This is a genomic window from Bradyrhizobium sp. Bra64, from assembly GCF_024519875.1.
Classification (GTDB): domain Bacteria; phylum Pseudomonadota; class Alphaproteobacteria; order Rhizobiales; family Xanthobacteraceae; genus Bradyrhizobium; species Bradyrhizobium japonicum_G.
Window position 1 is genome coordinate 293,938 of the sequence record NZ_JALJRD010000001.1, and the last position, 19,794, is coordinate 313,731.

Below are 19,794 nucleotides of genomic sequence, written 5' to 3' on the forward strand. Positions count from 1 at the left end.
CCGGCTCTGTGTGGCTGCGGGGCAGTTTGGCGGCTTGCGGCTTACGATTTCTTTACCGGTACAATTCGTGTGCCGGCTTTTTCCGGGCAGACGGTTCCCTTGCACCGGGAAAATGCTAAACCGCCCCGAATTGGGGTTTCGTTAACCAAGCCAGAACAGGGATTTTCATGCGAATCGCGATGATCGGAACGGGCTATGTGGGACTGGTGTCCGGAGCCTGCTTTGCGGATTTCGGTCACGACGTCACTTGCGTCGACAAGGATGAGAAGAAGATTGCAGCGCTTCATCGCGGCGAGATCCCGATCTACGAGCCCGGCCTTGACGAATTGGTCGCAACCAATGTGAAGGCCAAGCGTCTCGACTTCACCACCGACCTGTCGAAGCCGGTTGCGGATGCCGATGCCGTGTTCATCGCGGTCGGCACGCCCTCGCGCCGCGGCGACGGCCACGCCGATCTGTCCTATGTCTACGCCGCCGCGCGCGAGATCGCGCAGTCGCTGTCAGGGTTCACCGTCGTGGTGACGAAGTCGACCGTGCCTGTGGGCACCGGCGACGAGGTCGAGCGCATCATCCGCGAGACCAATCCGAAGGCGGATGTCGTCGTCGCCTCGAACCCCGAATTCCTGCGCGAGGGCGCGGCGATCCGTGACTTCAAGTTCCCCGATCGCGTCGTCGTCGGCACCTCTGACGAGCGCGGCCGCAAGGTGATGGGCGACATCTATCGCCCGCTGTCGTTGAACCAGGCACCGCTGATGTTCACGGAGCGCCGCACCGCCGAGATGATCAAATACGCCGCGAACGCGTTCCTCGCGACCAAGATCACCTTCATCAACGAGATCGCGGATCTGTCGGAAAAGGTCGGCGCCAACGTGCAGGAAGTCGCGCGCGGCATTGGCCTCGACAACCGCATCGGCACAAAATTCCTGCATGCGGGTCCCGGCTTCGGCGGCTCGTGCTTCCCGAAGGACACCAAGGCGCTGATCAAGATCGCGCAGGACTACGACGTGAGCTTGCGCATCGTCGAATCCGTGCTGGCGGTCAACGAGAACCGCAAGCGGGCGATGGCGCGGAAAGTGAGCCAGGCGCTCGGCGGTAGCTTGCGCGGCAAGACCATCGCCGTGCTCGGGCTCACCTTCAAGCCCGACACCGACGACATGCGCGACGCGCCGTCGATCCCGCTCGTGACCGGCCTGATCGACATGGGCGCGAAGGTCAGGGCGTTCGACCCCGTTGGCATGGAGCAGGCCAAGGGTGAACTTCCCGCCATCACCTATTGCGACGACGCCTATTCCTGCGCGGAAGGCGCCGATGCTGTCGTCGTCGTCACCGAATGGGTGCAGTTCCGCGGGCTCGATCTCGACCGGCTGAAGAGCGTCATGGCTCAACCCGTCGTCGTCGACCTCCGCAATATTTTCCGCCCCGAAGACATGCGTGCCGCCGGCTTCACCTACGAGAGTGTCGGCCGCCCCTCCGCGCAGGGTTGATCGCGACATATGATTGTCATACCCCGCGAAGGCGGGGTATCCAGTAATCCCGATCTTCGCAATGATTGGGACCTCAGTTTACTGGATCACCCGTCCCGGCACGCAATCGCGCGCAAGGCGGGTGATGACGGGACCCAAATACTTGCCCCGCAGCTTCGACACGCCCCTCCCGATCGATGCCGTGCTCGACGATTTGTCGCGCACCCTTGATCAGCATAATGCCGCCGTGCTGGTGGCGCCGCCGGGCGCCGGCAAGACCACGCGCGTGCCGCTGGCGCTGCTCGATGCGCCCTGGGCCAGGGGCAAGAAGATCATCGTGCTGGAGCCGCGCCGCATCGCCGCGCGCGCCAGCGCCGACCGCATGGCCAAGTCGCTCGGCGAGCGCACTGGAGAGACCGTCGGCTATCGCGTCCGCTTCGGCTCGAAAATCTCGCGCGCAACCCGCATCGAGGTGGTAACCGAAGGCATCTTCACCCGCCAGATCCTCGACGATCCCGAACTCTCCGGCATCGCCGCGATCCTGTTCGACGAATTCCATGAGCGCTCGCTCGATGCGGATATGGGTCTCGCGCTGGCGCGCGACGCGCAACTCGGCCTGCGCGAAGATCTGCGTATCCTCGTGATGTCGGCCACGCTGGACGGCGCCCGTGTCGCCAAGCTGCTGGGCGATGCACCCGTCGTCGAGAGCGAGGGCCGCGCCTTTCCGGTCGAGACGCGCTATCTCGGCCGCAAGGCGGATGCTCCGATCGAGCGGCAGATGGCGGATGCGATCGCGTCCGCACTGCGCGCCGATGGCGGCTCGGTGCTGGCGTTCCTGCCGGGCGCCGCCGAAATCCGCCGCACCCAGAATTTCCTCGCCGAGCGCGTGCAGGATGCCAGCATCGAGATCGTGCCGCTGTTCGGCGCGCTCGATGCCGCCGTGCAGGACCGCGCCATCTCGCCGGCGCCCAAGGGTACGCGCAAGGTGGTGCTGGCGACCTCGATCGCGGAGACGTCGCTGACGATCGAAGGCGTGCGTATCGTGGTCGATTCCGGCCTTGCCCGCGTGCCGCGCTATGAACCGGATATCGGACTGACGCGGCTCGAGACCGTGCGCGTCTCGCGCGCGGCGGCGGATCAACGCCGCGGCCGCGCCGGCCGTACCGAGCCTGGCGTCTGCTACCGGCTCTGGGACGAGCCGCAGACCGCCTCGCTCACGCCCTACACCCAGCCGGAAATCTTGAGCGCCGACCTGTCTTCGCTGGTGCTCGATCTCGCGCAATGGGGCGTCGCCGATCCCGCGGCGCTGTCGTTCCTCGACCCGCCGCCCGCGCCGGCCTGGAAGGAAGCCAAGAGCCTTTTGACTGAGCTCAACGCCCTCGATGGCGACGGCCGCATCACCGCGGAAGGCAAGAGCCTGCGCGCATTGGCCCTGCCGCCGCGGCTGGCGCGCATGATCGTGGATTCGCATCGCGCCGGCGAGGGCGAAGCCGCAGCCGAGATCGCGGCCATCATCACCGAGCGCGGGCTCGGCGGCGACAGCGTCGATCTCGAGCACCGGCGCGACCAGTTCCGCCGCGACCGTTCGCCGCGCGCCGCCAGTGCGCGCGACCTGGCGCGGCGCTGGGCCGCGCAGGTGGCGGCGTCGGAAAAGGCGGGGCAGCAGGATGATCTCTCCACCGGCCTGATGCTCGCCTACGCCTTCCCGGATCGCGTCGCGCGCAACCGCGGCAACGGCAGTTTCGTGCTCGCCAACGGCCGTGGCGCTGCCGTGGAGCAGACCTCATCGCTCGCCCGCGCGCCGTACGTCGCAATTGGCGAAATGACCGGAACGGCCGCGAGCGGACGCATCCTGCTCGCCGCGCAAATCACCCAGGACGAGATCGAGCGGCATTTCGCCGGGCATATCGAGAGCGTCGTCGAAATCTCGTTCGATCGCGGCGCGATGGCACTGCGCGCGCGGCGCAAGCGCGCGCTGCACGCGATCACGCTGTCCGAGGCGACACTTGCCGTGTCGCCCTCGGAGGATACCGCGCGCATCTTCGCAGATGGGCTGATCGCCGCGGGCCTCGACCGGCTGCCCTGGTCGAAAGCAGCGAAACAATGGCGCGACCGCGTGATGTTCCTGCGCAAGACGGAAGGCGCGAGCTGGCCCGATCTCTCCGACGACGGGTTGATCGCGCGGCAAAATGATTGGCTGGTGCCGGCGCTCTACGACAAGATCGCGCTGAAGGAGATCTCAGCCGGCGATCTCTCCGACGCGCTGATGGCGCTGCTGCCTTGGGACATGCGCGCGCGGCTCGACCGCGAGGCGCCGACGCATTTCGAGGCGCCGACCGGGAGCGTGCTCGCGATTGACTACGAGGCCGAGCAGGGGCCCACCATCGCGGTCCGGCTCCAGGAGTTGTTCGGCCTCAACACCCATCCCTCGATTGCGGCGGGCAAGGTGCCGCTGGTGCTGGAATTGCTGTCGCCGGCGCAGCGCCCGGTGCAGGTGACCCGCGATCTCCCCGGCTTCTGGCGCGGCAGTTACGCGGCCGTACGCTCCGACCTGCGCGGCCGCTATCCGCGCCATCCCTGGCCGGAGGATCCCGCGAGCGCGCTGCCGACCCGGCGCGTGAAACCGCGCGGGACGTGAGGTTCGCGAAGGCGCATTAACCGTTCGCTCATCCTTTTCGTCAAAATGACACGGGCTTGGCCGTGGCTAAGCTCGCCGGCAGGCGTGTCGCGTGGTGAAATCGAGCTTTCGGGCTCGGAAGTGGTGTGATGCGTAACATAATGATCCTCGCGGCGATCATGATCGGCCTCGGCACCTTCATGGCGCAGATGGCGGACAAGATGAGCTCCGCGTCCGCCACCTCGGTGCCGCGCACGACGGTTGCGGTCGCGGCGAATGCGCCGACAGGCGGCCGCAGCCTGGCCATTTCCCGCGATGGCCGTGGCCACTTCCAGGCCGAGGGCCGGATCGAGGGCCAGCGGATCGGCTTCATGGTCGACACCGGTGCCTCCGTGGTGGCGCTGAACGAGACCTCGGCAGCGCGCTTCGGTCTGCGCCCCTCGCGCAGCGAGTACAACGCCACCGTCTCCACCGCCAACGGCACCATCAAGGCCGCCCGCACCCGCATCGCCATGCTCGACGTCGGAGGCCTCGTCGTGCGTGACGTCGACGCCATGGTGTTGCCGGACGAGGCGCTGTCCGAAAACCTGCTCGGCCTCTCCTTCCTGTCCCGCCTCAAGCGCTTTGAGTACGCCAACGGCCAGATGGTGCTGGAGCAGTAACGATCTCCCAAAGGCCGCTGAGCCCGTATATTTCAAGAAACGTCTCTATTTCGACTGCTCACGGTCGGATTTTGTCCGTTACCAAACTGCCGCAATTATAAGCCATAAGCTGCCATTCCCGCCTTCCGCTGCGGCCTGGCATTCGCTAAGGCTGCATCAATTCCCGCCATTTTCGCGAGACCGTCTCAATGTTCCCCAAGCCGAAATCCGTATTGCTGCCCAACACCTACGCCTTCGAATCCGAGCCCATGGTGAAGGCGACCGGTTTTCGCGAGTACGACGCGCGCTGGCTGTTTCAAAAGGAAATCAACCTGATGGGAATCCAGGCGCTCGGCATGGGGCTGGGCGCGCTGATTGCGGAACTCGGGGTCAAACAGGAGATCGTCACCGGCCATGATTTCCGCGGCTATTCGGCATCGATCAAATACGCGCTGATCTCCGGCCTGATGGCGGCGGGCTGCAAGGTGCACGACATTGGCCTCGCGGTCACGCCGATGGCGTATTTCGCGCAGTTCGACCTCGACGTGCCCTGCTGCGCCATGGTCACGGCCTCGCACAACGACAATGGCTGGACCGGCGTGAAGATGGGCGCCAACCGTCCGCTGACGTTCGGTCCGGACGAGATGACGCGGCTCAAGGAGATCGTGCTCAATGCCGATTTCAGGAACAAGGCCGGCGGCTCCTACCAGTTCCACGAGAACTATCCGGCGCGCTACATCGCCGATCTCACAACCCGTCCGAAGCTGACGCGCAAGCTCAAGGTGGTCGCGGCCTGCGGCAACGGCACTGCCGGGGCGTTCGCGCCGCAGGTGCTGGAAGCGATCGGCTGCGAGGTGATCCCGCTCGACACCGAGCTCGACTATACCTTCCCGAAATACAACCCCAATCCCGAAGACATGGAGATGCTGCACGCGATCCGTGACGCGGTGCTGCAGCACAAGGCCGATGTCGGTCTCGGCTTCGACGGTGACGGCGACCGCTGCGGCGTCGTCGACAACACCGGCGAGGAGATCTTCGCCGACAAGGTCGGCGTGATGCTGGCGCGCGACATGTCCGCGATCCACAAGGACGCGCATTTCATCGTCGACGTGAAGTCGACCGGCCTGTTCATCACCGATCCGGTGCTGCAGAAGCAGGGCGCGAAGACCACCTATTGGAAGACCGGCCATTCCTACATGAAGCGCCGCACTCACGAGGCGGGCGCGCTCGCGGGCTTCGAGAAGTCCGGCCACTTCTTCTTCAACAAGCCGTATGGCCGCGGCTATGACGACGGCCTGGTCTCTGCGATCGCGATCTGCGACATGCTCGACCGCGCGCCCGGCAAATCGATGGCCGATCTCAAGGACGCACTGCCGAAGACCTGGTCGTCGCCGACCATGTCGCCGCATTGCGCCGACGAGGTCAAATACGGTGTCATCGACCAGGTCGTGAAGCACTTCGAGGGCTTGCAGGCCAAGGGTGCCAAGATCGGCGGCCAGGCGATCCGCGACCTCGTCACCGTCAACGGCGTCCGCGTCACGGTCGAGGACGGAAGCTGGGGCCTGGTGCGGGCCTCCTCCAACAAGCCGGAGCTCGTGGTGGTGGTCGAGAGCCCGGTCTCCGAGCAACGCATGCACGACATGTTCGAGATGGTGAACAGCGTGCTGCGTACGCATCCCGAAGTCGGCGAGTACAATCAGAAGATCTGAGCGCCTGCGAGCGCTCAGATCCCCGGTGGGCCGAACAGGGCGCGGAGCTTCGCCCCTGGTCCGCGGGCCTTCCAGGCGTCGTCCAGCATCGCGATCCATTCGCCGAGCGCGATCCGGACCGGATTGAAGGACGGCGTGCCGCCGACCAGGCCGAAGCGGAGCGGCTGGTCCGACGGCCGCTCGGCAAATGTTCCGAACAGACGGTCGAACACGATCAGGATACCCCCGTAGTTCCGGTCGAGACACGGCTCGTTGCAGGCATGATGCACGCGATGATGGCTCGGCGTGTTGAGCAGCCATTCGAGCGCGCCGAGCCTTGGCAAGAATTCGCTGTGGATGAAGAACTGGTAGAACAGGTTGATCCCCAGCATTGCGATGATCGCGAGGGGATGAAAGCCGATCAGCGCCAGCGGCAGGAAGAAGAGGAAGTTGCCGGAAATGTTGCCGGTCCAGCCGAGCCGGATCGCCGCCGTCAGGTTCAGCCGTGTCGTCGAGTGATGCACCGCATGCGTCGCCCACATCCAGCGAATGCGATGCGAGGCGCGGTGCTGCCAATAGTAGAGAAACTCGCTGCCGATGAACAATCCGGCGAGCGCGGGCGGGCCGGCTTGAGCGAAGTCGAACAGGCGGTGCTCGTAGAGGAAGGCAAACGGTACGGCGAGAATGCCGGCTTCCACGGCGCGCAGCAGGTTCTGTCCCAGCGCAACGCCAAATGACGCGATGCTTTCGCGCCAGTCGTGGGTCTCGCGATGCGCGAGCCGGCCGATGCCGTATTCAAGCAGCATCAGGCCGATCGCCGTTGCCAGGATCACGCGCCTGAGCGTTGGATCGAGCAGGAGTGAAGCGTAGCCCACGGCATCCTCCTATTTCGGCGCCACGCCGGCGCTGACGGCGCTGTCCCGGAGCGCCTGTGCGCGTGGCATCGCCTGAGCGCAGGACGCCGCGAGCTGGCCGGCATGGGATTGCAGGCAGGCGAGGATGCGTCCGCCACCCGGCGTGACGTCGCTGCACAGGCGGTCATAGTCGGCGCGGCAGGCCTGCATGACGGCCCTAGCTTCGCTGCGCATTTGCGGCGTGATCTGCGTCTGCAGCTGGCTCTGGGCGAACGCAGAAGTCGAGGCCGCGACACCGAGGGCGACGATGATCGCGGCCTGCGGGACTGCAAGGAGACGGAAAGCCGATGGCATTGTGTTCATCCTTTCTGATCTGGTGGGATTGGCCGCCGCCGCGTGGGGCGGACGCGGCGACGGCCCGGCCCGCGACTCAGCGCGAGACCGTGCCGGTGCGGGTGTAGGTGTTGCCGGCCGGGCCGGTGCGGGTGACGTTGCGCGAGCAGCTTCCGTTGGCGCAGCTTCCCGTCGCAGTGACACTCGACGTGCCGCGGGGACCGCTCGACGTCGCCGACCGCGTCCAGGCATTGGCGTCCGCCGCTGTCGCGACCGAAAGCGCGCCGATGACGAGGGTGGAGAAAATTAGTTTGGTCATGGTCGTCGTCTCCTTGACGTGTGAGGGCTGCCGTGAGCGGGAGCCATGCAAGGAGACTGAGCATGCTGCGTCAGCGCCGCGTGGCCCGGGCGAAACGTTTGTTATGGCTTTGTCCGGCGTGTGTAACGTTGTGTAACAATGGTGCCCGCAGCCTTGCGCGGGCCGCGCGGTAAGCCAGAATGCGGCGATGAACGCGCATCCGGCCACGATCCTCATGGTGGAGGACGATCCCGAGATCAGCCGCCTCGTCGCCGATTTCATGCGGCGCGAGGGGTTCGAGGTTGCTTGCGTCGGCGACAGCAAGGCCATGGACGCGATGCTTCAGCGCCTACGCCCAGATCTCGTGATCCTCGACTTGATGCTCCCCGGCGAGGACGGTCTGTCGATCTGCCGCAGGCTGCGTGCCGACGACCAGATTCCGATCCTGATGCTGACGGCCAAGAGCGAGGAGATCGACCGCGTGGTCGGCCTCGAGATGGGGGCGGACGACTATCTCGCAAAGCCGTTCGGGCCGCGCGAATTGCTGGCGCGGATTCGCGCCATCCTTCGTCGTTCCAACGGCACGGCGGCAAAACCCCTGATCCGCCGCTTTGCGTTCGACCGCTTCGTGGTCGATCTCGATGCACGCAGCGTCGAGATGATCGAGACGGACGCCGCGGCCCCGCAGCTGACCAGTGCGGAATTCGACCTGCTCGGCTGTTTCGTGCAGCGTCCGCGCCGCGTGCTCACTCGCGATCAGATCCTCGACTGGACTCGCGGACGCTCGGCGGAGCCGTTCGATCGTACCGTGGACATGCTGATCTCGCGGCTGCGCAAGAAGCTCGACGGCGCAAGTCCGGGCTCCAATCTGATCACGACGGTACGCAACGGCGGCTATCTGTTCACTGCCACCGTCAAGCAGGTGTCGTGATGCTGCGCGTGACGCTCGCCGCGCGGCTCGCCCTGATCGGACTGATCGGATTTTCGGTGGTGGTCACGGTCGTGGTGGCGATTTTCTACCGGACCACGGTCCACGAGAACGAGCTGACACGGCCCTCGCCAGCGCGACTCGATGCGCTCGCGACGCTCGTCGAGCGCGCCACCTCCGATACGCGGCAGGCCGTGCTCGACGCGGTGTCGTCTCCGCAATTCATGGTGCGGATCGTGCCGTCGGCCGTGCCGGTCAGCGGCGAGACGCCGCCACAGCAACAACAATTGCGCGAGACCTATGCGGCCGGCCTTGCGGGCCGTCCGGTCGAGATTGTGTCGCCGCCCGATCGTCGCATGAGCCGGGTGTTTCCGCGGATCGCGCGGCTGATGGCCAATGCGATCGAGTTCCGTATCGGCCTGCGCAGCGGCGAGATGCTGATCATCGATGCCTATACCCGTCTGCCGGTCACACCGCTCGGGTTGCCCGTCGGCTTCGGCGCGGGCCTGTTCGGATCGATTGTGGCACTGCTGGCGCTGCTCGTGATGCAGCGCGAGACGCGGCCGCTGGCGCAACTCGCCGCGGCGGTCGATCGCGTCGACCTGTCGACCGATCCACCGCCGCTTCCGGACGCAAAGCGCAGCGCGCCGGAGATCCGTGCCGTTATTGCCGCGTTCAACCGCTTGCAAGGTCGGCTCGCTGAAATGCTGCGCGCGCGCATGACACTGGTTGGCGGCATCGCCCACGATGTCAGGACGTTCGCAACAAGATTGCGGTTGCGGGTCGAGCATATTCCCGATGATGCCGAGCGCCAGCGGGCGGTTGCCGATATCGACGACATGATCCGCCTGCTCGACGACGCGCTGCTGTCGACGCGTGCGGGCGCCGGAGGTCTGTCACAGGAGATGATCGAGCTTGCCGCCTTGATTGCTGCGGAAGTGCACGACCGGCGTGTCCACGGCGCAGCGGTCGATCTGGTCTCGGACGAGCGCGCGCAGACGAGCGTCGTGCTCGGCGACCGGCTGGCGCTGCGGCGGATCTTTGCCAATGTCGTCAACAACGCGCTCGCCTACGGCCGTGTCGCGCACGTGCGGACGGCCTTGAAGGATGGGGCGATTGTGGTGTCGATCGACGACGAGGGGCCGGGTATCCCCGCCAGCGAGCGACAGACCGTGCTGGAGCCGTTCCATCGGCTGGAGAAGTCGCGCAACCGCGCGACCGGCGGCGCCGGGCTTGGTCTGGCCGTGGTACGCAGCCTGGTCGAGGCCCATGGCGGAACCATCGAGATCGGCGCGGCCCCGGGCGGGGGCACGCGCGTCAACGTCACGCTGCCGGTGTTTCAACCGGCGTGAGTGTCAGGCGGCGACCACTGCCGGGATCGGCAGCGCGGTGACCGACTTGATCTTTTCCATCGCAAAGCGCGAGGTGACGTTCTTCAGCGGCACGGCGCTGATCAGCTTCTTGTAGAACACGTCATAGGCCTGCATGTCCGCGACCACGACGCGCAGCATGTAGTCGACGTCGCCGGCCATGCGGTAGAACTCCATCACCTCGGGCATCGCGCTGACGGCCTCGGCGAACTTCTTGAGCCAGGCGTCGGAATGATCGGAGCTCTCGACCGAGACGAACACGGAGATGCCGAGCCCGATCTTGTTCTGGTCGACCAGCGCCACCCGCTTCAGGATGACGCCGTCGGCCTCCAGGCGCTGAATCCGCTTCCAGCAGGGGGTCGAGGACAGGCCGACGCGATCGCCGATCTCGGCGACGGACAGGGAGGCATCGTCCTGGAGCACCATCAGAATCTTGCGGTCGATGGCGTCGAGGCGGCGGCTGGTCTCGGGGAGCTGGACAGCAAGATCAGTCATTTGAAGAACTTTGTTCCATTTTGACGGCTGCTTTTCCTCATATAGAGAAAATTCTTCTATATCAAGTCTATTATCTCGGTGGTCCCAGGGGCTTGCGTTCGGAAAGCGGTTGCAAAAGTCCTTCAACTTCAGTGCGTTGCGGGGCGGCCAGACCGCCGCCATGGCGGGTGCATTTCAGCGCCGCCGCTGCCGCGGCGAATCGCAGTGCCTCCCGCATGTCGCCGCCTTCGGCAAGGCGAAGCGTGAAGGCGCCATGGAAGACGTCGCCGGCGCCGAGCGTGTCGATGGCCTCGACCGGAAAGGCCGGCGTCTCTTCGAACTCACCCGCCTCGTTCAGCCAGATCGTGCCGCGCGGGCCGCGCGTGGCGGCCAGGAAGGCCGGCGTCAGCCCGGCCAGGCGCTTCAAGGCCTTGCCGTCGTCGGCGACGCCGGCAGTCTCCCGCACCTGTTCGCTGGCGAACAGCAGATGCGAGGCCGCCCTGAGCAGGTCGTCAGTCCGTGTCATCGCTCGGTCGACGCCGACGATGACCGGAATGCCGCGCCGTCGCGCCTCGTTGCAGAGGGAGGTCGCGAACGCGGCGCAGCGGCTTTCGACCAGAACCGCCGTGCAGTCGGTCAGCAGTACGTCGGCGTCAGGCAGCTTCACGCTCCACAGACCGGGATCGCGAAAGATGGTGAGCGTTCGCTCGCCGGAAGGGTCAATCAAGATTGCCGAGACCGGCGTCGTCAACCGCGGCATGAGCACGATATGCGCGGTTTCGATACCTTCGGCGGCCATCCTTTCGAGAATGAAGCTGCTCGACGTCTCGCCGGGATCGCCCATCGGCCCGGTGAACGTGACACGTCCACCAAGCCGGGCGATTGCGATCGCGGCATTGAGGGCATTGCCGCCGCAGATCTCCGCGAGATGGGTCGCATTCGCCTTGCTGCCACGCGCGGGCACGGCTTCGACACGAAAGGTGAGGTCGCGCACGGGAATGCCGATGCAGAGGATGCGCGGCGCGGTCTCAGGTGGCGCCATCGGCGGTCTCAGCTCTTGTCGTGCACCCATCGGCCAAGCAAATGATGGGCGATGGCGAACGGATGCGGGCCGGCGAGTCCGTCAGGATGCGTCCGTTTCAGCATCAGGGCGGCCTCCTCGCGCGTGAACCAGCGCGCATCCTCCAGTTCGGAATGATCGACGATGACATCCTCGTTCAGCGCCCGCGCGCTGCAACCGATCATCAGCGACGACGGATAGGGCCAGGGCTGGGTCATGTAATATTGCACGTCGGTGCAGCGGATCCCGGATTCCTCGAGGATTTCCCGACGCACCGCGTCCTCGATTGTCTCGGCGGCTTCGACGAAGCCGGCAAGGCAGGAATACATGCCGGGCGGAAACTGCTTCTGACGGCCGAGCAGGCATTTGTCGCCGGAGGAAACGTGCATGATCACGACCGGATCGGTGCGTGGAAAATGCTCGGCCTTGCAGCTCGGACATTCGCGCTTCCAGCCGCCTTCCTTCATCGCGCTGCGGGTGCCGCAATTGGCGCAATAGCCGTGGCGCTGGTGCCAGCTCACCATCGACTTCGCCATTGCGATCGCCGAGAGCTCATCGGGCGGAATCGCGCCCTGCATCGCCATGCCACGCAGCTCGGTGACGGTGTAATCGTCGCGGCCGATCAGCTTCTCGGCGGCGGCCTGCGACAGGCCCATCCCGAACATCGCGGCGCCGTCGCGCAGCCCCAGGAAGACCGTGCCGGGATTGGCGCCGCATTTCAGCGCCTCGTCGATCGACAGCAGCGCGCGCGCGCCTTCGCCCTCGCGCTTCACCAGCAGCGAGTCTCGGTAGACGACGTAGGCGCGCGAGGAGGGCTTCTGCTCCATCGCGAACAGCTTTTCATCGTCGCGGCGCAGATGCGCGGCGCGGTCGAGGATGTTGGTGACGAAGGCCGGCTGTCCCAGCGGAAACGAGTCGAATGCTGACATTCTTGTTCTTTCAACCCAACCAGATCTTGCGGCGAAGCGCGCTGATGAAATTCTGCACCTCGGTGGCGTCATGCGCCAAGGGCTGCATTACACCCCAGACCGGTCGCGGCCAGGCGGCGTCACTGGTGCGGCGCGCGATGATGTGGACGTGAAGCTGCGGCACGAGGTTGCCGAGCGCTGCGATGTTGAGCTTGTCGCATTTGGTGATCTCCTTCAGCGCGCGCGAGACGCGGGAGATCTCCGTCATCAACTGCGCCTGCTGCACCTCGTCGAGATCGATGATCTCGACAGCGTCCGCGCGCCGCGGCACCAGCAGCAGCCAGGGATAATGCGCGTCCTTGATGACCAGCACCTTCGACAGCGGCAAGTCGCCGATGTCGATGGTGTCCTCTTTTAGGCGGGAGTGGAGCGACCAGGCGGGATCGGACATATGGGTTTCCAGCTTGCCCGACGCGATCGGGCTTGTTTGGCCCGACCATACGATACCGAGTTTGATTGGGGAAGGATGAGGCTCCGCAGGGGCCGCATGCACCGTTGTCGTCCTGGCCTTCGACGGGACGACAGCGAATTAGTGGCGGCCTTTTACGCCTCCGCCAGCACCCGTGCATTGGCACGGATCGAGGCCTCGCTGACGCGGATGCCGAGGCCGGGGCCGTCGGGCACCACGACGTGGCCGCCGCGATTGGCGACGCGCTCTTCCAGCACGTCCTCCGTGAGCACGTGATGCGGCATGTAGAATTCGCAGCCCAGCGAGATGCCGGGCGTTGCCGCAATCAGCTGCGTGCCGGCGGCGAGCCCAATGCCGCCCTCCCACAGCGTGCCGCCATAGCCGGGCAGGCCGGCAATGTCGGCGATGGCCATGATCGCCTGCGCCTCGAACAGGCCGCCGGCCTTCATCAGCTTGATCGAGACGGCATCGGCCGCCTCCCGGCGCACCACCTCCATCATGTCGCGGCGATCAAAACAGCTTTCGTCGGCAAGCACGGGTGTTTCCAGCGCCGCGGCGAGCTGTGCCATGACATCGAGATATTTGCGCGGCACCGGCTGCTCGATGAAGGTCGGCGCGAATTCTTCGACATCTCGCAAAATCTTGATGGCACCGAACGGCGCGAGCGCCTGGTTGTAGTCGACGCGAAGATCGACCTTGTCGCCGAACTCCTTTCGGATCGCCTCAAGATGGTCGAGATCCTCGCGATGCGGCTTCACGCCGGTCTTGACCTTGTAGATGACATTGCCATCCGGAACCATTTTTCTCATCCGCTCCAGATCGGCAGCGAAATCGGGATCGGCGATCGAGAACGACAGCGGGATCGTGTCACGCACGCGGCCGCCGAGCAGGTCGGCAACTGAAAGTCCGGACGACTTGCCGACGATGTCGAGCAGCGCCATCTCGATCGCGACCTTGGCCTCGGCATGCCCGACCAGCGCGCGGTCGAGTTCGGCCAGCAGCGCGCGGATACGGCGCACGGGTTTGCCGAGCACGATCGGGCGCAAATAAATGTCGAGCGCGGAGAACGCGGCTTCCGGTGTTCCCGTGAACACCTCCCACGGCGCCGCTTCGCCCCAGCCGATCACGCCGTCGCTGGCCGTGAGCTCGATCAGCACGCGCTTTACCGTGCCCTTGACGTTGCCGACGCCCTGGAGGCGCGCCATCTTGATCGGGCTCTCGATCAGGAACAGCCTGAGACGTGCGACGGTTACTTCTGTCATGTCAGGCCTCCATTGACGTGCCAGACTTGGCCGGTGACGTAGGATGCTTTTGGCGATGCGAGGAAGGCGATGATTTCGGCCACCTCGTCCGGCCGCCCGCGGCGGCGCATCGGGATCAGCGCCTCGGTCGCTGCGATCTGTTCGGGCGACAGCCGGCTCTCGCTCGGCTTGTCCTTGACGATGAGACCCGGTGCGACCGCATTGACGGAGATACCCTCACTCGCGAGCTCGACCGCGGTCAACCGCACCAGAGCTTCGAGCGCGGAGCGGCTCGCGGCCGTCGCCGCGAAAGGCGCGAATTCGGGGCGGATCGCATGTGCCACGAAGGATGACACCGCCACGATCCGCGCGTCACGCCCTGCACGCAGCAACGGCAGCGCGGCGTCGACCAACCGCGTGAATGCCAGTGCGGATTCGTCCATCGCTTGGCGGAACTGATCCGCGGACGTGCCGATCGCACTGCCGCGACGGGCGTGGCCGCCGACCAGAATCAATCCATCAAGCCGGCCGAAGGCCGTTTGCGCGGCGGCGATGGCATCAGTCGCCGCGGCCTCTTCGGCGAGATCGCCGAGGCATTTTGCCACCACAGCGCCTAGCGCTTCGGCCTCCGCCGTAGTGGCGTCGAGTCCCTCTGCGTTCGAGCGCGTGTGCAGCAGCAGCGCAGTGCCGGGCGCCGCCAGCAGCTTTGCGGTGGCGCGGCCGATGCCGCTGGCGGCACCGGTGACGAGATAGGCACGATCGATGTTGGGCATCACGGTGTTGCGTTGGCCGGCGGCAATGCGCCGGTGCGGTGGAAATGGCTGAGGAACGCCCGCGTTGCGGCTTCCTGCGGATTGTCGATCACCTGACGCGCCGGGCCTTCCTCGACCACGACGCCGTCGCGCATGAAGATGAGGCGGTCGGCGACCTCGCGGGCGAAGGCGATTTCGTGGGTCACGATCACCATGGTCATACCCTCCGACGCCAGCTGCTGGATGACAGCGAGCACTTCGCCGACGAGCTCAGGGTCGAGTGCCGAGGTGGCTTCGTCGAACAGCATCACGTCCGGCTCCATCGCCAGCGCCCGCGCGATCGCGACACGCTGCTTCTGTCCGCCGGACAGCGTCGCCGGGTATTGGTCGGCCTTTTCCGCGAGCCCGACCTTGGCGAGCTGCGCACGTGCGAGCCTTTCGGCATCCGCCCTGGTCATGCGCCGCACCGTGACCGGCCCTTCCATCACGTTCTGGAGCGTCGTCATGTGCGGGAACAGGTTGAAATGCTGGAACACCATGCCGGTGGTGGCGCGGAATTTTGCCAGCGTCTTCACGTCGGGCAGCTTCGTGCCGTCACCGAATGCAAAGCGCGTGTCGCCGACGCGGACGCTGCCGCCGTCGGGCGCGACCAGCAGATTGATGCAGCGGAGCAGCGTCGATTTGCCCGAGCCGGAGGGGCCGATCAGCGCCACGACGCCGCCCTTGGCGACGTCGAGATTGATGTTCTTCAAGACCTCGTTGCTGCCGAAGCTCTTGCGCAAGCCGCGGATCTCGATCTTTGACGTCTCGCTCATTCGCTGACCGCCAGTCGCTTCTCGCCTCGCCGGACGAGGATGGTCAGGGGAATCAGGATCGCCGCATAGGCGACGGCGACCGCGGTGTAGGTTTCCAGAGGCCGGTAGCTGTCATGGGCGGCGACCTGGCTCTGGTAGACGAGGTCAGGCACCGCCAGCACCGAAACCAGCGAGGTGTTCTTGAACTGGATGATCGACTGATTCATCAGGGCCGGAATCATCCGCTTGATCGCCTGCGGCAGCACGATGCGCCGCATGCTTTGGCCAGGGGTCATGCCGAGCGCGGCGCCGGCCTCCGACTGGCCGCGGTCGATCGAGATGATGCCGCCGCGGATGATCTCCGAATAGAACGAACCGCCATAGAGCGAGAGCGCCAGCGCCGAAGCCGTGATCGGCGTCATCTCGACGCCGGCGAGGATCGGCAGCGCGTAGTAGAACCAGATCAGCTGCACCAGGATGGGCGTGCAGCGGAATGCCTCGATGAAGGTGAGCGCGAGCATGCGCACCGCCTTGAAGCGCGACAGGCTGCCGAACGCCCCGAACAGGCCGAAGACGACCCCGAGTATGACGATGACCACGGTGAAGCCGACGGTGACGCCGAGCCCGTTGAGAAAGAGCCAGCGATAGCTCCAGAGGATGCCGAAGTCCCACTGATACATGTGTTCTTTCTTGCTTCACCTCTCCCGCTTGCGGGAGAGGTCGCATCGCATCGAAGATGCGGTGCGGGTGAGGGCTCTCTTCCCACAGGGGTTCTCGATTGCGGAGACACCCTCACCCCGCCCCTCTCCCGCAAGCGGGAGAGGGGCGGAACGAGCAAGCCCTGATCTCATCGCTTACAATGAAACGCCAGGCGGAATGTCCGCCTCGGTCACGCCCACCAGCTCCATGTTGGTGATGATCGCATTGCGAATGAAGCCGAGGCCCTTGTTGAAGTCGATCCAGGTATTGACGTAATCGCGCCAGGTCTTGTCGGTCTCGCGGCGGAAGCCGGCGTTCGACGTGGTGGCGAAGATCGGCGTCGGCAGCACGAACTGGCCGAGCGAGGGGTTCTTCTTCAGCACGGTCAGCGACAGCATGGTGATCAGGCACTGGGCGTCGACGCGCCCGGTCTGCAGAGCTGCGGTGGCGTCGTCCGCGGTCTTCAGCCGCGAGATCTGCGCCTTCGGCGTCAGGCGGCTGACGACCTGGTCGTGCGAGGAGCCCTGGTCGACGGCGATCTTGACGTCGGGCGAGTTCAGCTCGGCCCAGCTCTTCGGCTTGAAGTCCTTCTTGCAGAGGATGCCGAAGGCGTTGTTGAAGACCGGCACCGAGAAGTCGATCACCAGCGCGCGTTTCGGGGTCGGGTTCAGGCCGAAGAAGATGTCGATCTTGTTGGACTGCAGGTCCAGCACCGAATTGCCCCAAGTGGTCTCGGTGATCTCGAGCTCGGCCTCCATGTCGTCGGCGAGCCCCTTGGCGATGTCGATGTAGAAACCCTTCCACTGGCCGCTGGCGAGATCCTTCATGTAATAGGGCGCGCCGCCGCCGACGGCGCCGATCCGCATCTTCTTGGTGCGGCGGATGCGGGCGAAGGTCGATTCGTTGGGATCGGCCGCCTGGGCAACGGCAGGCGACGCCAGCGCGCCCGCGGTCACCGCGCCAATGGCGCCAAGCCCGACAATCGATGCAACATCACGACGTGTAACCATTGGGATCAATCGCTTTTCTGGTTGGATGGGGTTCCGGCTGCGTTCATACCAAGGCAGCCTTGGCAGCGAAAGCACAGCCTGTCGGCTGGGCAGATCATGAATTGCCCGGATGCTGGGCAGGCCCCGGCCATGCGGGCGATACCCGCTTGCTTTCCGGCTCTTTTGGCCCCAAATAGGCACCGGGAGATTGGCGGTGGACGAGCCACTCGCCAACCGGGTCAGGTCCGGAAGGAAGCAGCCCTAACGAGGTCCGGATCGGGTCGCTCGTCAGTCTCCTACCTGTTTCTCCGAGCGAATTGCGCCGGCGGGTTTCCCGCCAGCGCGCTCCTTTCCGCAAACGCCGGCCGAAAGACATTTCATTGCGGATCGACCGATGACCGACGCTGGCGCCCCTCCCAATCCCGATAGCGCCGGCCAGGCTGGAACGCCCTACCGGGTCCTGGCGCGCAAATACCGCCCTTCGAGCTTTGACGATCTGATCGGCCAGGAGGCCGTGGTCCGGACGGTCTCGAATGCATTCGAGACCGGCCGCATTCCGCAGGCCTGGATTCTCACCGGCGTCCGCGGCGTCGGCAAGACCACCACTGCGCGCATCCTGGCCCGTGCACTCAACTACGAGATGCCGGATGGTTCGGTGAAGGGCCCGACCATCCACATGCCGACGCTAGGGGTGCATTGCCAGGCAATCATGGAAAGCCGGCACATGGACGTGCTGGAGATGGACGCGGCCTCGCACACCGGTGTCGACGACGTCCGCCAGATCAATGACAGCGTGCGCTACGCGCCGGCCAGCGCCCGCTACAAGGTCTACATCATCGACGAAGTCCACATGCTGTCGACGGCGGCGTTCAACGCCTTCCTGAAGACGCTGGAGGAACCGCCGGAGCACGCCAAGTTCGTGTTCGCCACGACCGAGATCCGCAAGGTTCCGGTCACCGTGCTGTCGCGCTGCCAGCGCTTTGATCTCCGCCGTGTCGAGGCCGACGTGCTGATGAAGCACCTCGCCAGCATTGCCGCGAAGGAAAACGTCGAGATCGAACCCGAGGCGCTCGGCATCATCGCGCGTGCGGCTGAAGGGTCGGTGCGCGATTCGCTGTCGCTGCTCGACCAGGCGATTGCGCATGCGGCCGGCGCCGTGAAGGCCGATGCGGTCAGGCAGATGCTGGGGCTTGCCGACCGCACCCGCGTCATCGACCTCTTCGATTCGCTGGCGCGCGGCGACATCGCGAGCGCCTTCAAGGAGTTCCGCGACCAGTACGACGTCGGGGCCGATCCCATCGTCGTGCTTTCGGACCTCGCCGAATTCGTCAACTTCGTCACCCGCGTGAAGATCGTGCCTGCGACTGCCGACAACGTCGCCTATGGCGAGACCGAGCGCGTGCGTGCGCGGGATTTCGCGTCGAAGATCTCGATGCGCGTGCTGTCGCGGATGTGGCAGATGCTGCTCAAGGGCATCACCGAGGTGCAGGCCGCGACGCGCCCCGCCGCGGCTGCCGAGATGGTGCTGGTGCGCATCGCCTATGTCGCCGACCTGCCGACGCCGGACGAAGCGATCAGGATGCTGGAGCAGAACGATGGCGGCGCGTCGGTCGTAAGCGGCGGCAGCGCCGCGCGCAGCGCGCCCGCCGCGCCGGTGGCCTCTGCGCCGCCTGTTCGCATGCCGACATCGTCGCCGTCCTCGTTCGGCGGTGGCGCCCGCCCACAGATGGCCGCGCCCGCGGCCGACCCGCAGGCCGCGGCACCGGCGCTTCGCATTGCGAGCTTCACCCAGCTCGTCGCGCTCGCCGGGCAGAAGCGTGACCTCATGACCAAGGGCGCGCTCGAAGGCGACATGCGTCTCGTCCGTTTCGAGGAGGGCCGGCTGGAAGTCGCGCTCGAGCCCAACGCCTCCAAGACCATGATCTCCGAGCTCGCGCGAAAATTCGAGCTGTGGACCGGCCGCCGCTGGACTGTGATCGTCTCCAACGAGCAGGGCCAGCCGACGCTGCGCTCGGTGAACCAGGCTGCGAAGCAGGAACATGCGCGCACCGCCGAGGCCGATCCGCGCGTACGGGAGGTGCTGTCGCGTTTCCCCGGAGCCAAGGTCGTCGAGGTCCGAAAGCTTGCGCCCGAGACCCCGGAATCCAATATAAACGCCGACTATGGCAGCGACGATCCGCCGGACGGTTCCGACGGCGACGATCTCTAGAGCCAGT

Annotated in this window: 19 protein-coding genes and 1 other RNA gene; 8 read left to right on the forward strand and 12 right to left on the reverse strand. The window is 65.6% G+C overall.

Annotation, left to right across the window (positions count from 1 at the left end):
* The first annotated feature begins 167 nt into the window (after positions 1-167).
* The 4 genes from NR187_RS01370 (at position 168) to NR187_RS01385 (ending at position 6,430) form a co-directional block, all read left to right on the forward strand.
* Positions 168-1,484 (forward strand): UDP-glucose/GDP-mannose dehydrogenase family protein, encoded by a 1,317-nt coding sequence (locus NR187_RS01370; RefSeq protein ID WP_256805553.1) that lies wholly within the window; start codon positions 168-170, stop codon positions 1,482-1,484.
* A 142-nt stretch (positions 1,485-1,626) separates the two neighbouring features.
* The gene (gene hrpB, locus NR187_RS01375; RefSeq protein ID WP_256806192.1) at positions 1,627-4,101 is read left to right on the forward strand and encodes an ATP-dependent helicase HrpB; all 2,475 of its coding nucleotides are present in this window, start codon (positions 1,627-1,629) and stop codon (positions 4,099-4,101) included.
* 128 nt (positions 4,102-4,229) lie between these two features.
* Positions 4,230-4,742 (forward strand): TIGR02281 family clan AA aspartic protease, encoded by a 513-nt coding sequence (locus NR187_RS01380; protein WP_256805554.1) that lies wholly within the window; start codon positions 4,230-4,232, stop codon positions 4,740-4,742.
* Between the two features lie 188 nt (positions 4,743-4,930).
* The gene (locus tag NR187_RS01385) at positions 4,931-6,430 is read left to right on the forward strand and encodes a phosphomannomutase/phosphoglucomutase (protein WP_256805555.1); all 1,500 of its coding nucleotides are present in this window, start codon (positions 4,931-4,933) and stop codon (positions 6,428-6,430) included.
* A gap of 14 nt (positions 6,431-6,444) precedes the next feature.
* Here NR187_RS01385 and NR187_RS01390 read toward each other — a convergent pair whose 3' ends face one another.
* From NR187_RS01390 to NR187_RS01400, 3 genes are all read right to left on the reverse strand, one after another.
* On the reverse strand, positions 6,445-7,284 hold the full coding sequence (locus tag NR187_RS01390) for a sterol desaturase family protein (RefSeq protein ID WP_256805556.1): 840 nt from the start codon (positions 7,282-7,284) through the stop codon (positions 6,445-6,447).
* Between the two features lie 9 nt (positions 7,285-7,293).
* A complete protein-coding gene (locus NR187_RS01395) occupies positions 7,294-7,617 on the reverse strand; it encodes a cysteine rich repeat-containing protein (protein ID WP_211381884.1) in 324 nt (107 codons plus the stop codon).
* Positions 7,618-7,693: 76 nt separating this feature from the next.
* Positions 7,694-7,915 carry a hypothetical protein gene (locus tag NR187_RS01400; protein WP_211381885.1) on the reverse strand — a complete coding sequence of 74 codons (222 nt, stop codon included), beginning with the start codon at positions 7,913-7,915 and terminating at the stop codon, positions 7,694-7,696.
* 187 nt (positions 7,916-8,102) lie between these two features.
* Here NR187_RS01400 and NR187_RS01405 point away from each other — a divergent pair, with 187 nt between their 5' ends.
* Complete coding sequence (locus NR187_RS01405; RefSeq protein WP_256805557.1) at positions 8,103-8,825, forward strand: response regulator; 723 nt, start codon at positions 8,103-8,105, stop codon at positions 8,823-8,825.
* Entirely contained in the window at positions 8,825-10,174 is a 1,350-nt protein-coding gene (locus tag NR187_RS01410; RefSeq protein ID WP_256805558.1) for a cell wall metabolism sensor histidine kinase WalK, read from the forward strand. The genes NR187_RS01405 and NR187_RS01410 overlap by 1 nt, the downstream gene beginning before the upstream one ends.
* Before the next feature lie 3 nt (positions 10,175-10,177).
* On the opposite strand, the gene NR187_RS01415 is transcribed toward NR187_RS01410, so the two are convergent.
* The 9 genes from NR187_RS01415 to NR187_RS01455 all read right to left on the reverse strand — a co-directional run bounded on the left by NR187_RS01415 (position 10,178) and on the right by NR187_RS01455 (position 17,599).
* Positions 10,178-10,687 carry an Lrp/AsnC family transcriptional regulator gene (locus NR187_RS01415; RefSeq protein WP_166068044.1) on the reverse strand — a complete coding sequence of 170 codons (510 nt, stop codon included), beginning with the start codon at positions 10,685-10,687 and terminating at the stop codon, positions 10,178-10,180.
* A gap of 70 nt (positions 10,688-10,757) precedes the next feature.
* The gene (locus NR187_RS01420; RefSeq protein WP_256805559.1) at positions 10,758-11,708 is read right to left on the reverse strand and encodes a sugar kinase; all 951 of its coding nucleotides are present in this window, start codon (positions 11,706-11,708) and stop codon (positions 10,758-10,760) included.
* 8 nt (positions 11,709-11,716) lie between these two features.
* The gene (gene nudC, locus NR187_RS01425) at positions 11,717-12,655 is read right to left on the reverse strand and encodes an NAD(+) diphosphatase (protein WP_256805560.1); all 939 of its coding nucleotides are present in this window, start codon (positions 12,653-12,655) and stop codon (positions 11,717-11,719) included.
* A 10-nt stretch (positions 12,656-12,665) separates the two neighbouring features.
* Positions 12,666-13,085: an HIT domain-containing protein gene (locus NR187_RS01430; protein ID WP_211381890.1), complete on the reverse strand. Its 420-nt coding sequence runs from the start codon at positions 13,083-13,085 to the stop codon at positions 12,666-12,668.
* A gap of 152 nt (positions 13,086-13,237) precedes the next feature.
* Positions 13,238-14,365, reverse strand: a complete 1,128-nt coding sequence (locus NR187_RS01435) for a muconate cycloisomerase family protein (RefSeq protein ID WP_256805561.1) — start codon at positions 14,363-14,365, stop codon at positions 13,238-13,240.
* Positions 14,362-15,117 carry an SDR family NAD(P)-dependent oxidoreductase gene (locus NR187_RS01440; RefSeq protein WP_211381892.1) on the reverse strand — a complete coding sequence of 252 codons (756 nt, stop codon included), beginning with the start codon at positions 15,115-15,117 and terminating at the stop codon, positions 14,362-14,364. Before NR187_RS01440 ends, NR187_RS01435 begins: the two co-directional genes overlap by 4 nt.
* Complete coding sequence (locus NR187_RS01445; RefSeq protein WP_211381893.1) at positions 15,117-15,911, reverse strand: amino acid ABC transporter ATP-binding protein; 795 nt, start codon at positions 15,909-15,911, stop codon at positions 15,117-15,119. Before NR187_RS01445 ends, NR187_RS01440 begins: the two co-directional genes overlap by 1 nt.
* Positions 15,908-16,570: an amino acid ABC transporter permease gene (locus tag NR187_RS01450; RefSeq protein ID WP_211381894.1), complete on the reverse strand. Its 663-nt coding sequence runs from the start codon at positions 16,568-16,570 to the stop codon at positions 15,908-15,910. The genes NR187_RS01445 and NR187_RS01450 overlap by 4 nt, the downstream gene beginning before the upstream one ends.
* Before the next feature lie 174 nt (positions 16,571-16,744).
* Entirely contained in the window at positions 16,745-17,599 is an 855-nt protein-coding gene (locus NR187_RS01455) for a transporter substrate-binding domain-containing protein (RefSeq protein WP_211381895.1), read from the reverse strand.
* Between the two features lie 182 nt (positions 17,600-17,781).
* Between NR187_RS01455 and ffs the strand changes: the two genes are divergently transcribed.
* An RNA gene (ffs, locus tag NR187_RS01460) (signal recognition particle sRNA small type) lies at positions 17,782-17,878 on the forward strand.
* 94 nt (positions 17,879-17,972) lie between these two features.
* Positions 17,973-19,787, forward strand: coding sequence for a DNA polymerase III subunit gamma/tau (locus NR187_RS01465; RefSeq protein WP_211381896.1), 1,815 nt, complete (start codon positions 17,973-17,975; stop codon positions 19,785-19,787).
* The last annotated feature ends 7 nt before the right edge of the window (positions 19,788-19,794 follow it).